The organism is Pigmentibacter ruber, assembly GCF_009792895.1.
Classification (GTDB): Bacteria; Bdellovibrionota_B; Oligoflexia; order Silvanigrellales; family Silvanigrellaceae; genus Silvanigrella; species Silvanigrella rubra.
The window spans coordinates 401,131-414,270 of the sequence record NZ_WSSC01000001.1 but is presented as its reverse complement, the minus strand read 5'-3'; the positions used below and the strand labels follow the sequence as shown (position 1 = coordinate 414,270).

Sequence of the window (13,140 nt, the reverse complement as noted above, 5' to 3'; positions counted from 1 at the left end):
TTTAATGAAATTACTTGCCACCTCAATTGCTTTTTTCGCCTCCTGTAGTGCATTAGCATGTTTCGCTCCTATTAAAGAACAAGATGATTTTGTTGCAGAAAATGATTATGACTCGTACATACAAACCCAACCCTATGCAGTAGATAGTGATTTCCAAATTATGGAATATTGTACTCCTTATGCTGCTATTGTTGAAAAAAATAATACCTATCTAGGTAATTTTTCTTTTGCTAATTTGTGGTATGATTTTTCATTTGCTTATATTAAATTGCAACATAATAACAATAAAAACTCTAACTTTATTGTTATAGAACCAAGTCAAGAAAGTCCCTATTTTTGTAATGGAAATAAATTGGAGAATAATTTAAGATCACCAATAATTTCTACTAGTAAAAGTATCTATAAAAATGATTTTGTGCGCATTAAGTTTCTAAATGCGAAAAGCAATAAAAATTATTTGACAGTATATTCTTCAAAAAATTTAACTTATTTCGCTTTAAATAACAAAGGAAGTGAATTTCAATTAGAAAATATTATAAACAGAATTGATTGCAATGATATTAATGCTTACTGCTCCTTTAATAACAATAAGCAAGATTTACAGTTAAAATTTATACCTCTTAATGAGAAACTATAAACGTGTAACATATATTTCTGGCTTTATATCAACTTGTCTAGGCATTTCATACTGTCCAATATTTCTTAGACCTTTTGAGTAAGCCTCATTTAATTTCTGATTATAATAATTTTCTATTTCATAGAGCTGTGATTGATGAATAAATTTAGTATATAATATAGATCTAACTTGAGTAATATATGTTTCTGAATTAATTTTACTAGAATCATAATTCTCTTGAAACAGAGTATAATGAAACATTAAAAATTCTTTAGATTTTCTTTTTATTTCAACCGTCAAAACATCTAATAACTCTTCTAACGTCAAAGGATGAATAATACTTCTTTTTATTGCTCTATCTACACGACTTCTTTCACCAAAAACAAATGTAGGAAGAAAATCCTTTTTTAAAATTTTTAATGCTGCGAGATAAGCAGAAGCTAAATTTAATATATTTTTAGCTTCTGTTAATGGACTAAACATACCACATAGTGAATGTGCATTTAATCCTACTAAAATTTCATTATAATTATCTGCTCTTAATTTTTCTTTTGAATGATTTAAAAGCTCATTTCTTAATTGATCAATTTCAATATAAAGGTCTTTGTATACATCTTTCAAATACATGTTATTTATTTTTTGATTTCCTACCCACCACTTAGAATTTGTATATGCATTAGACTTAAATACATACTTCCAATTTTTATTGTGCACCTGAAATAAATTGTGAATAAATCCTACTGGATTTTCTATATTACCATAAAATGCTGTATTCCCATCTGGACGAATTAAAGTTGTTGATAATTTTTTTGAATAAGCTCTATTAGTATGCTCGCCTCTAATTCCTGATACATGTCTAAATTCTTGTTGCCCTGTTCGAGGATTATAATAAAGAGATCTATTTCCTTTTGCATCTCTATCTTTACCAAAGAAATTATAATCAGGATCACTTGGATTTTCTAAATGTTTTACTTCTTTTAAAACATAATCATCATATTGATCTAGACTTTTTTCAGTTAATCGACCTAAACCATAACCATATGAAATTAATTTTAAAGTAACTTTCGTGGCCAATTCATTTCTTTCTAATTCATTAGAATACAATCCATTTTTATTTAGGCTTTCAATTCCAGATATTGCACGTAAATATAATTTTTCCTCTAAATATTGAATAAGATTTTTAATTGAAATTTGATTTTTTTTAGGAAAACCTATCCAATGTGCTAATTCTTCAAATGCACTAAAGCTATAGTACATCTGTAATTCATTAAAAGCTAAGATAAGTATTTTTCTAATATCTTCACGATCAATTTGCTTTAAAGCATATAATTTTTGTGCAAAAGAATAATTTGGATTTGTATAAAAATCACCATAGTCATAGTCCGCAAAGTGATTTGTTGGTTTTCCAAAGCCATTTATTTTTGACCAAGGAACTTTTTTATAATCCATTTGATTCTGGATTTCAGCAAAACTCCATCCATGATCAATTTTAACAAAATGCATATTGCCTTCTACATTTGCTAAACCCAAATTGGCTATATGCGTATCATAATCCCCAAGCCATAAGCTCACAGCTAAAACTTCACCTAAATTACTATTTTTGTATTGTGTTACAAAATTTTTTGCTTTTTTATCATGAAAGGTTTGAAGAAATATAGGCCGATCTTTTAAATTCATGATTTTATATATTTCTTTAAATTCTTGAAAAAAAACTGATCCTATATATATTTCTGAATGTAATTTTTGTTTGTTTACAACTTTTGTTTTAGTTTCTGAATTTTTTGTAGCTAGAAATACGCTTGCTCCAAAACCATGTAGAGCATAATTATAAAATTTAGACGCTATAAACTCACTTAAAGTTTCTCCATCATTTCTTCCTTGTTTAAACAAAACATAATAATTTGTATTGCCTACAGAAGTTTGATAAACACCACCCAATTCAGATTTAGATTCTTGTCCACCCTCCTTTTTTTTAAAAGGACGATATGATCCATCTTGAATAAATCTTGAAAAACCAGTTAATTTTTCATCTACAAATTCTTTTTGCATAAGTCATCCTAACATTTAGATTCAGATAAATATTTCTCTTCCAAGAAGGAAATTTTAGCATTTTTTAAATGTCTATTTTATGAAAATATGATGAAAAAACACTGATTTCATTACATTATTCTTTGCATTAGAATTAATAATGAACCCTGATTTTATTTTCTACTTGGCTAGATAGGTTTCTGTATTTTTTTTATTTCTTTAAAAGTTTTGTGTCCATTAAATTTTGGCAAGTAAAATCATTGTTACATAATTTATTTTCTTTCATTTCTTTCAAATATAGAAAAAAATTACTAAATTGCTCATCTGAAATTTTTACTGGCGGCATTTTTGCATTTGCCCTAAATGAAGTAGGTGATTTAGTATAAGCCTTTATATATTCAGCAGTATAGTATTCAGAAAAGTTTTTAGGCACATTCATTTCCAGGCCCAATTGCCCACCAATTAAATTCATTGAGTGGCATGCCGAGCATGTCTCCTGATATACTTGAAAGCCTTGCATAATATTTTTCTTGGAAGTATCTTTCGGGATACTAGCCCCAAAAGCTTCTTTAAAACTACTAAATTGCAATTTTACAACACCAAATGCCCAATATTCATTTTGTACTTTTTTTTCTTCTTCCCACATCAGATAATATGGCCCCCCATTTATGACCCGCCCTCCATCTCTTACATCTTGCCAATCCATTTTATTTTTAAGGGTATTATCCTTTATTGCCAAAAAAGGTTTGTATTTATCAATAAAGGAAATTGGAATAGAGATTTTGAAATCATCTTTTGCAATAAAAGTAATAATGTCATATTTTTTATAATCTATTTTTTTATCTTGAAGGATATTAATAAATTGATAACCAGAAAAACTGCGACGTTCATTATAAAGAGGGGCAATTGTAGTTATGTTACTTACTTTTGTTTTAAAGCCAGAAAAAAAGTCGCCATTCAATTGAAAAATTTTTCTTTCTTCTGCTTTTGCAGATAAAACAGAAAAAAGCAAAAATACTAAAATATATTTATACCGTTTTACTTTCATAAAATACTCCTTCTTAATTTATACAATTTATATTACATTAATAAAAAATTGACTAAACAAAACTTAGTCAATTTTTTAAATTAAATATGAAGGAGACAATCAAAAAAAGTATAATTAATGATCAATCAGTGCCAAACAAATTTCCATAATTGATAATTTCCGCCATTGCACTCAAGAGTATATAAATCTCCAGCACCATTGCTATCTAAGCATCTTCCAGTTGCTTCGTTCCTTAAACGAAATTTTCCTTCATTTTCATATCTAAGTTCCCACTTTTGATAGTTGCCACCATTCCCAACAAGAGTATAAGCATTTCCTGCACCATTACTATCTAAAGTTAACCCTGTTGCATAATTTCTAAACGTAACAATACCTCTATCAAACCAAATAATATCCCACATTTGATAATTGCCACCATTTCCATTCAAAGTATATGCGTTTCCTGCACTATTACTATCTAAATACTTTCCAGTTGCAACATTAACAATATTGACTAGTGCGTGTGCAAAAGAAGGTACTAACGAAAATAAAGCAAAAAATAGTGCTGAATTAATTTTCATGTACTTCATAAATTTTGATTTCATATCAATACTCCTATAAAATTATTATTTAAAAACTTTTCTTTTACTAACACGATTGAATTACACATTCAACTTTTTTATCTATTATTTTCTTGATAAATTATTAATAAATACTCATTATTTTACATTGTAATAAAAATATTTATAATTAATATAATTAATTTTAATTATAAATATTTTTATATAAATAAATTTTGCAAATATATTTTTTTATAAATTTTTTAAATTTATTTTAAATATTTATATTAATAAAACATTTTTTTATTATTAATTTAAAAATATTTTTTATTAAATTAAAATATTTTTATTTTCTTACTTTTAAAATTAGAATTACAAAATCTAAGCATTTTCCAAAATATAAATTTTTACATTACCTAGAGCAAGTCATTAAATTATGGAGATTAAAAATGTGGAACAATAAAATATTTTAAAATATATTTTCAATAAAATAAATTATTAATTTTTTTAATAGTACTATTGAGCAGTTTTTTATCAGCATAGTTCATTTTATGTTCAGCACCACACATTTCATTATTTTTTATTTATGCTCCTTTTCCGTTTACTTGAAAGGAGTTTTAATGCAATTCGAATTGCTTGATATTAAAAATGATTATGTTTTTAAACGCATTTTTGGTGAAAAAGAAGATATCTTAATTCACTTTTTAAATAGTGTGTTAAATTATCCAGAAAATGAAAAAATTATTTCCTTAACATATTTAAATACTGAAATAAATAAAGATCAAGAAGACGATAAGGAAACTAGGCTAGATGTGTTGGCAAAACTAAATAATGAAAGCTTTGTTAACATAGAAATCCAAGTACAAAACACTTATGAATATGAAAAACGGTGCTTGTATTATTGGGCTAAACTTTATGAACAACAATTAACCATTGGAAAGAAATACAAAACTTTAAAACCTGCTATCTGTATTCATATTTTAAACTTTAATTTCTTTAAACATAAAGAACATTTTTTTACTAAAATTAAAACGTTAGACATTGATACAAAATACGTTTTCAGTACTGATTTCCAACTCTACTTTTTAGAAGTTCCAAAAATCCCAGATCAGTATTATAATGAACTGGATAAATGGATGCACTTTTTTAAAGGTGCTTCAAAGGAGACCGTCATGGCTATGCAAACACCTGAAATTGAAAAAGCATTTAGTACACTTGAATATATCAGCCAAGATCCCATTGCTAGAGCAAAGTACGAAGCCAGAAGAAAATATGAACTGGACTACAACACCGACATGGATGGAGCTAGAGAAGAGGGTTTTACTAAAGGTTTTCAAAATGGGAAAAATGAGGGAGAGCAACTAGGTTTTACTAAAGGGAAAAATGAAGGGGTTCAAATTGGCGAGTACAAAAGAAATAAAGAAATTGTTTTAAACCTTTTAGCAAATGATTTTTCAATTGAAATGATTAGTAAAATAACAGATCTCCCCATTTCTGAAATAGAGAAACTAAAGAATAGTTAGTTTCTCTATTATTCATTAAATTTTTAATATTGATCCTTAAAATTCAACAAAAATAATGATTTTTAATCCATAAAAAAATATTGACCTAATATCCTACCGAAATAATTTAATTTAATATTTTGAAAAATTAAAAGAATTTATTTTAATACTGAAAAGAAAAATATAAAATAGAAATTTACTTTGATCAGTTTTTTTGATCATTGTTCAGTTTCTGTGCAGCTCCCCACATTTCATTTTTTTTAATTTATGCTCCTTTTCCGTTTACTTGAAAGGGGCTCTAATGGAATTTGAATTGCTTGATATTAAAAATGATTATGTTTTTAAACGAATTTTTGGGGAGAAAGAAGATATCTTAATTCACTTTTTAAATAGTGTGTTAAATTATCCAGAAGATGAAAAAATTATTTCCTTAACTTATTTAAATACGGAAATTAATAAAGATCAAGAAGATGATAAGGAAACCAGGCTAGATGTCTTGGCAAAACTCAACAATGAAAGTTTTGTGAATATTGAAATTCAAGTACAAAATACTTATGAGTATGAAAAACGTTGTTTATACTACTGGGCCAAACTTTATGAACAACAATTAACTAGTGGAAAAAAATATAAAACTTTAAAGCCAGCTATCTGTATTCATATTTTAAACTTTAATTTTTTTAAAGATAAAGATTATTTTATGACAAAAATTAAACCGTTAGATACAGAAACAAGAAAAGTTTTTTCCCAAGATTTCCAACTTTACTTTTTAGAAGTTCCCAAAATCCCAGATCAGTATTATAATGAACTGGATAAATGGATGCACTTTTTTAAAGGTGCTTCAAAGGAGACCGTCATGGCTATGCAAACACCTGAAATTGAAAAAGCATTTAATACACTTGAATATATCAGCCAAGATCCCGTTGCTAGGGCTAAATACGAAGCCAGAAGAAAATATGAACTTGATTACAATACCGACATGGATGGGGCTAGAGAAGAGGGAGTAAAGATTGGTTTTACTAAAGGTTTTCACAATGGGAAAAATGAGGGAGAGCAACTAGGTTTTGCTAAAGGAATTAATAATCGAAATAAAGAAATTGTTTTAAACCTTTTAGCAAATGATTTTTCAATTGAAATGATTAGTAAAATTACAGATCTACCCATTTCTGAAATAGAGAAAATAAAGAATTCTTAGTTTCTCTATATTATTTATTTTAAAATATAGAATATAAATTAATATTTTTTTAGCATTGACTCATTACTTTGTTGGTGCAAGAATTGCTGGAATATAGCAATCACCCACTACATGTGCTTAACCATTTTGAATTTACTTGCATTTTTTTACACTCATCGATTATAAATTTTTCACATTCAGATTTTTCTTCCTCTGTAATTGCTTCAATAAAAGCGTATTTTAAACGCCAGAAATTAATTAATTCCCCTGGATACTCATTTTCATAATAGTACTGACAAATTTCATTTGTACCTTCATATGGAGAAATTTGTTTATCTATAACTTTATTTATTATATCTAAAACTAAATAATGCATAGCCAGATTTTTTGGAATATGAAACTCATTATAATATTTGATTAATACATCATCTATTTCTGGAATATCAGGATTTCACAATGAAGCCAATTCAAGAATAGCTGGATGATTTTCTCCGTTAATAACTGCCTCACACGCAATTTCTGGAATTTTATTCAAAAAATAAGTTTCTTTATAAGACCAGTAAATTTTAATTAACTCTATATAATTTATCATTTTTTAACTTTTACTCCATTAAGTAAATAATAAAATAAAAATTTTCAATTACTTTATTCTCTCTAACAAATATTTTTGCTAGTTCATTTTGTTTCAACATGCAATTACTATTTTCAAATTAAATTCTATTTCTAAATGTATGTTTGGTTTAAATGATATAAAATTTAACTACATCAAAATACATTATTATTTCTTATTAATTAAAAACCCATTTCTAAGATTATTATTTACAAAAATATTTATATTATTTCTAACTATTCATCTAATATATTAATTTTAATAAAATTAGTTTTATATTTAATTCTAATATAATCGCCTTTTTTTATTTCCTCATGATATGGGATAATAGGAATTTTAATTTTACTTCCGTTAAAATAGCATATTAAATTTGTAATAAATACATCATTAAAAAATTCATCATTAAATTCTTCAATTTTTAAATTCATTATGAGCATATCTTCATCAACAATACTTTTTAAATCTATATCATCGTTTATAAAATAATTTACATATAGCTCTAAAGGATTGATAAATTCTATACAAACATCATACCATTTATTTTTTTCTAAGTTTAAATAATTAACAATACCAGCAATATTTCCAAATTGATTCGAAAAATACGAAATATTATTTTTTATTTCCAGTAATTGCATTCTTAAATTTGGAAATTCAGTGTCAATTAATTTTTTATATTCTCGATATTTTTCTATTTCTTCATAGTAATCATCTAATATTTTTTCATAATAATATTCGTCTTCTATCCACTCTTTCGAGTTAATTTCATGACTATCAAAACTACTATAAAATCTAAAATATTTAGACATTCTTGGATCTATAACTTCAAAAAAGTATGTCAAATAAGTATATGGAATAAACAAATCATCATAAGGAAAAATTAAAAAGTACATTTGTCCTTTAAATACTGTTAAACCATATACATTATATTCCTTATTTTTTTCAAGATTAATACCATCTACTTTATTTTGCAGCAATTTATTTCGAATATTTTGATCAACTATATCATCAATAGTATTATACTTACATCTAACTTTCATTTGGAGTCCTATTTAACCACAATCAACAAATCACTTTAAGCTCAATATCATGTTTAACTTATATTACATTATTTAAAAATATATATTTATTCTAGTTCAATAAATTATTTTTTATTTTTTTTAAATATACAATAAACATATTTATTTTTAATAAATAATGAGGAAATATTTAAATAAGAAAATTTCCTCATTCAATTTTTTTATTAATAAAAGAATAATTCTGCAAATATTTAATCATTAAAGTATAAAGCTTTTATTCTTTCAAAATATTCTTTATCTTCTTGCTCATCTTCACAAACATGAATTTTAATATTTTTTACATTGTAGAGTCTTAATTCTCCAAACCCATCATCTGTTGGACCTTTAAATTCAAGATATTCATCATTTAAGTTGTAATCTAAAATTTCTGTAAAAAATTCATTTCCTAACTCTATAGTATTAGTTTTAATCCAATCATATTTACCTTTTTCATTCCTAACATATTCCTCGACTTTATGTTTTGATTCAATTTTATCCCAATTACTTAGCCAGAATTCAACATTATCTATTCTAACTATTTTACCATCTATTAAGTTTTCATAATAAGCATTTTCTACTTTGAAATATAGCCTTTTATTTTCTACATCATTTATATATTTATTTACTGTAGAATCTGCAAATGATATTTTTTTAATATCCAAATTATTTAAATCATTTATTTTCTTCATATTAGTTTCCGCTTTTATTAAGGTTGTTTAATAGGGATATGGGCTTCTAAAGTATCGTACTTTACTTTTATCAAGTCCTTACTCAATGAATTTCCTTTTGCATCATATATATGTAAATGATGAAAATTTGTAGTTTTACTTTGATCTGGCGGATGAATTTTTGCTTTTACAGGAGGTCTTTTAATTCCGGAATCTAATAGTGATTTTTTACAAAAATCTATCCAAGGCCCTATTTCTTTACCTTTCGGAACCAAGCCAACTTTTTCTAGACTAGTAATAATTTCTTGTCTTGTCATATTGTTTATGCTTAAAAGTAGTAAAATTCATATAAATTATTGAAAAAAGATCTTTAAAATACATTAAATCGATTCCTTTTTACTGTTAACAAGTATATATTTTTAATTTTTTATATTATTAATTATATATCTAAATCAACAGGAATTGGTTCGCTTAAAATTAGAGCATAAATAATATTCCTATTATTCTCATTATAATTCAAAATAAATATCTCGCATTCTAATTTAGATCTTACAATAAAATCAAAATAATTTTCAGAATCTATTCTATCAATCGAGAAACTATCATAAGTATGTTGTATATCAACATTATTAATAATTTCTAAAACATCAACTCCTAATATATATTTTTCAATTAAACAATCATCTTTAATAAAATTTAGTATATCTTTTCTTTTCCATGCTAAATTTCATACTCCAATAGATGATAACGAAAAAGATTTTTCAAGAAAAATCTCAGGGATAGTAATCATAAAAAACCTTTCAATATATTTTGACTTTACTTATTAGGAACGAATAATCTATGATTTATTTTTTTATTATTTTCAATAATTCATTTAAATTTAATCTGTTTTTCTCCATAAACTCATTCAAATTAAATTTTAGTTCTATAAATTCCTTCATCCAAAAAATTAAATTACATATTTTCTTGTTATTTCATTTTTAAAAATAATTCAATAAAACATATTCTTAATTTCAAAATAAAATATATAATTATCTTTAAAAGTAGAACCTCATTTTAAATTTCTATAAAACCATCATTTCATAATTACTTAATGTAATATTAATAGCTTCTGGAAATGAATAAGCATCATCAGAAATATCAACCAATAACTGCATATCATCATGAATATAAATTAGAAATAAATTTAATTTATCATCAATTTCAATTCTTTTAATTACTTTACCATGAATAGAAGATAAATCAGAAATTTCTTCGCCTTTGCATTTAATAATATACTTGTTAAATATTGATATAGAAATATCTGTACAAGCCAATTGTATGTAATCTAATACCATACAAGTATTTGTAATAGTTTGGTTCTCAAATCGAATAAGAAACATATCTTCATTACTATTCATATTAATTTACCCCTCAAATAACAAGGACAATTATAGATAGCATAGTAAATGAAATTAGAAAACATTATAAACAAAAAAAATAATTAGGCATTTATTAAAGGTTTTTATTATAGATTAATAAAAAAAATTTCTTAAAATTTCATACCTAATTTATAAATACTATAAAAATTATTCTCATTTCAAATAATATATTCTAAATAAAATTCAAAATTGAATTAATTTAGAAGAAATGAAGCTTAAAAATAGCAACCATATTTTTTAAGCTTCTTGAACTAAAGTAAGATTATTTTATGCTCAGAAGGCTATTGATTCACTATTTTTCAACACGATATTAATAGCATATAAAGAATTACTAGATTTACTTGAAAAATCAACAGATAATATAATATCATTAAAGATATATATCTGAAATAGCTTTAATATCTCATCGATCTCAATTTTTTTAATTACTTTACCGTGGATATCAAATAAATTTACAATATTATTTTCTTTATCTTTAATACTAAATTTATTGAATATAGAAATAGAAATTTCATCACAAAACAATTCGATATAATTATAAACCATACAAGTTTGTGTAATAGATTGATTCTCAAATGGAGTAAGAAACATTTCTACATTACTTAACATTACCATCCATTCTTTAAATAAAGTCAAAAATTTATGCTTATACCATTAATTCAAAAAATCACTCTATAAGGGAAAATGATTAATTTTATTAGGTATAACTTTTCCAGTTATAGGATCTACTCCTTGCGGTTTAGGCGAAGCATTATTTTGATATTTTACATAACCATTTGGATATCCAGGACTTACACCTTTGGGCTTTGTAGAATCCATAATTCTAACAGCATGTACCTGCCGATTAATACCGCCATTACCTTCAGTATATGTAAACCCAGTAATTTTTTTTGTTATTTCATTATTTTTGCAACAATTATGACAACTTTCAATTGTAACTGAAGATGTGTCCGATATAATTTTAAACTTTAAATCTATGAAATTATCTCTGTATTTTAAAATAAATATAATAACCTTTATATTTTAAATATCATCAAGCTACTAAGTGAACTCCTAGTTCACTTAGCAATCAAAACGAAACTCTGTGTTAATTTACTTTCTACTAATAAAATAGTTATTCGTCCAAAATTTTCCTTTAGCAAATACTTCTATACTTGTGTATTTTTCAGAATTTTTTTTATTCCTATTAGTACTTTCTATTTTTCTTGCTCCTTTTTAAATGTACATTATTCTGATTGATATAATAAGAATACAATAGTTCATTCTATTTTTGTAAATGTATCTTTAAAAATGAATTTATCAGTAATACAAATTTTCTTATTGGAACCTTATATTTTATATTAAATAATTTTTATTTTTGATAAAAAGTGAATAATACATCTCCATTATCTTGATCATAAGTAAAATCAACAGAAAACATTTTGTTTGGAAAATCATTTTTTAGTTTTAAATCAATACTCTTTTTTAGTTTTTCAGCTAAAAACAATGCATGGTCAATAAATTCATCTGATTCTGGAAAATAAGATGAAATTAATACTAAATTCATCCAATATTCAATTTCACTACATGAAGTTTTTTCTTTTAATAATCTATTGAAGTATTCTTCTTTAAAATGATTTTTTAGAAAAATCATTTCATCAATAATTATAAATTCTGGGAAAATAAGGTCACTAAAAAAAATTAAGAAATCCGATGGAATTTTATAGTGATCAATTATAGTAGTTAAATAATCATTTACATCCATAAATTTATTTATACTTTTCCATAAGTCAAAATCTTTAAATTCAATTTTATTTTTCATTACTTAGGGTATTCTCCTGGATTAGGTTTTCTATAAGTAGGCTTATGAAGGTGTAATTCTCCTGTTTTAGGGTTCTGATTAAATTTTAAAGCTTCTTTTATGTTAGGTCTTGGGACATCACCATGATCTTTGCCAGAACCCCTATACTGTTTCCAAGTTCCATCACCAAAATGAGTTGTGTATTGTCCCTGCGCACCTGGTTTTTCAATTATGGAGTGAGGTGCTCCATTTGCTTCTGGTGCTGGATTAGGAGGTGCATTTTTTTGCTTCTTCGGAACTCCTGAACAAGCATTATGAACCAAATACCCATCATTCGATACAAAATAATTATGATGATCTTCAACCTCAAAATTATATACCATTTGTTTTTGGCGTTTAAATTTTGCACCAATAACATAATGAGTACTACCAGAAGTAGTGACTAGTTGCTTCCCGGGGGTAAGAAGAAATGCTGGAGTATAACCTTCACCTACAACATAATATGGATGTTCCGCTGTACTTGTAATATTTGCATAGCCAACATCGACAGTAACTTCATCTTAACTACTAAAATCATTCCGACTATCTATAGTTTACTGAAGATGAATCTGATAAATTTCATATTTTAAGCCTATGAAATTACCTTCTCATTTTGGAATCACTGTTATTACTTCTCCTTCTGTATTTGTAAAAGCTTCAATT

At 25.2% G+C, this 13,140-nt stretch carries 16 protein-coding genes and 1 pseudogene; 3 read left to right on the top strand and 14 right to left on the bottom strand.

All coding sequences use genetic code 11. The features are described from left to right. The first annotated feature begins 4 nt into the window (after positions 1-4). Entirely contained in the window at positions 5-637 is a 633-nt protein-coding gene (locus GOY08_RS01790; RefSeq protein ID WP_158996845.1) for a hypothetical protein, read from the top strand. Here the strand turns inward: GOY08_RS01790 and GOY08_RS01785 are convergent. From GOY08_RS01785 to GOY08_RS01775, 3 genes are all read right to left on the bottom strand, one after another. Beyond that, entirely contained in the window at positions 632-2,665 is a 2,034-nt protein-coding gene (locus GOY08_RS01785; RefSeq protein WP_158996844.1) for a hypothetical protein, read from the bottom strand. The two genes, GOY08_RS01790 and GOY08_RS01785, sit on opposite strands and share 6 nt — an antisense overlap. Before the next feature lie 190 nt (positions 2,666-2,855). Further along, on the bottom strand, positions 2,856-3,692 hold the full coding sequence (locus GOY08_RS01780) for a cytochrome c1 (protein ID WP_158996843.1): 837 nt from the start codon (positions 3,690-3,692) through the stop codon (positions 2,856-2,858). 125 nt (positions 3,693-3,817) lie between these two features. After that, positions 3,818-4,276 carry an RICIN domain-containing protein gene (locus GOY08_RS01775; protein ID WP_202914007.1) on the bottom strand — a complete coding sequence of 153 codons (459 nt, stop codon included), beginning with the start codon at positions 4,274-4,276 and terminating at the stop codon, positions 3,818-3,820. A gap of 575 nt (positions 4,277-4,851) precedes the next feature. On the opposite strand from GOY08_RS01775, the gene GOY08_RS01770 reads away from it, so the two are divergent. Further along, positions 4,852-5,754, top strand: a complete 903-nt coding sequence (locus tag GOY08_RS01770; RefSeq protein ID WP_158996842.1) for an Rpn family recombination-promoting nuclease/putative transposase — start codon at positions 4,852-4,854, stop codon at positions 5,752-5,754. Positions 5,755-6,034: 280 nt separating this feature from the next. Then, positions 6,035-6,925: an Rpn family recombination-promoting nuclease/putative transposase gene (locus GOY08_RS01765; protein ID WP_158996841.1), complete on the top strand. Its 891-nt coding sequence runs from the start codon at positions 6,035-6,037 to the stop codon at positions 6,923-6,925. Positions 6,926-7,025: 100 nt separating this feature from the next. Here the strand turns inward: GOY08_RS01765 and GOY08_RS01760 are convergent, their stop codons facing one another. The 11 genes and pseudogenes from GOY08_RS01760 to GOY08_RS01710 form a co-directional block, all read right to left on the bottom strand. Continuing rightward, entirely contained in the window at positions 7,026-7,280 is a 255-nt protein-coding gene (locus GOY08_RS01760) for a hypothetical protein (RefSeq protein WP_158996840.1), read from the bottom strand. A gap of 75 nt (positions 7,281-7,355) precedes the next feature. Then, positions 7,356-7,496: a hypothetical protein gene (locus GOY08_RS01755; RefSeq protein ID WP_158996839.1), complete on the bottom strand. Its 141-nt coding sequence runs from the start codon at positions 7,494-7,496 to the stop codon at positions 7,356-7,358. Positions 7,497-7,750: 254 nt separating this feature from the next. Continuing rightward, positions 7,751-8,551, bottom strand: coding sequence for a hypothetical protein (locus tag GOY08_RS01750; RefSeq protein WP_158996838.1), 801 nt, complete (start codon positions 8,549-8,551; stop codon positions 7,751-7,753). A gap of 230 nt (positions 8,552-8,781) precedes the next feature. Continuing rightward, complete coding sequence (locus tag GOY08_RS01745) at positions 8,782-9,258, bottom strand: hypothetical protein (protein ID WP_158996837.1); 477 nt, start codon at positions 9,256-9,258, stop codon at positions 8,782-8,784. A 17-nt stretch (positions 9,259-9,275) separates the two neighbouring features. Further along, positions 9,276-9,554, bottom strand: coding sequence for a hypothetical protein (locus GOY08_RS01740; protein WP_158996836.1), 279 nt, complete (start codon positions 9,552-9,554; stop codon positions 9,276-9,278). A gap of 122 nt (positions 9,555-9,676) precedes the next feature. Beyond that, positions 9,677-9,949: pseudogene (locus GOY08_RS15710) on the bottom strand (hypothetical protein); the annotation flags it as partial. Between the two features lie 352 nt (positions 9,950-10,301). Continuing rightward, positions 10,302-10,637, bottom strand: coding sequence for a hypothetical protein (locus GOY08_RS01730; protein WP_158996835.1), 336 nt, complete (start codon positions 10,635-10,637; stop codon positions 10,302-10,304). Positions 10,638-10,931: 294 nt separating this feature from the next. Beyond that, positions 10,932-11,267, bottom strand: coding sequence for a hypothetical protein (locus GOY08_RS01725; protein WP_158996834.1), 336 nt, complete (start codon positions 11,265-11,267; stop codon positions 10,932-10,934). 63 nt (positions 11,268-11,330) lie between these two features. Continuing rightward, on the bottom strand, positions 11,331-11,477 hold the full coding sequence (locus tag GOY08_RS01720) for a hypothetical protein (RefSeq protein ID WP_158996833.1): 147 nt from the start codon (positions 11,475-11,477) through the stop codon (positions 11,331-11,333). A gap of 532 nt (positions 11,478-12,009) precedes the next feature. Next, complete coding sequence (locus tag GOY08_RS01715) at positions 12,010-12,459, bottom strand: hypothetical protein (RefSeq protein ID WP_158996832.1); 450 nt, start codon at positions 12,457-12,459, stop codon at positions 12,010-12,012. Further along, the gene (locus tag GOY08_RS01710; protein WP_235899652.1) at positions 12,459-12,965 is read right to left on the bottom strand and encodes a polymorphic toxin-type HINT domain-containing protein; all 507 of its coding nucleotides are present in this window, start codon (positions 12,963-12,965) and stop codon (positions 12,459-12,461) included. The genes GOY08_RS01715 and GOY08_RS01710 overlap by 1 nt, the downstream gene beginning before the upstream one ends. Positions 12,966-13,140 lie beyond the last annotated feature (175 nt).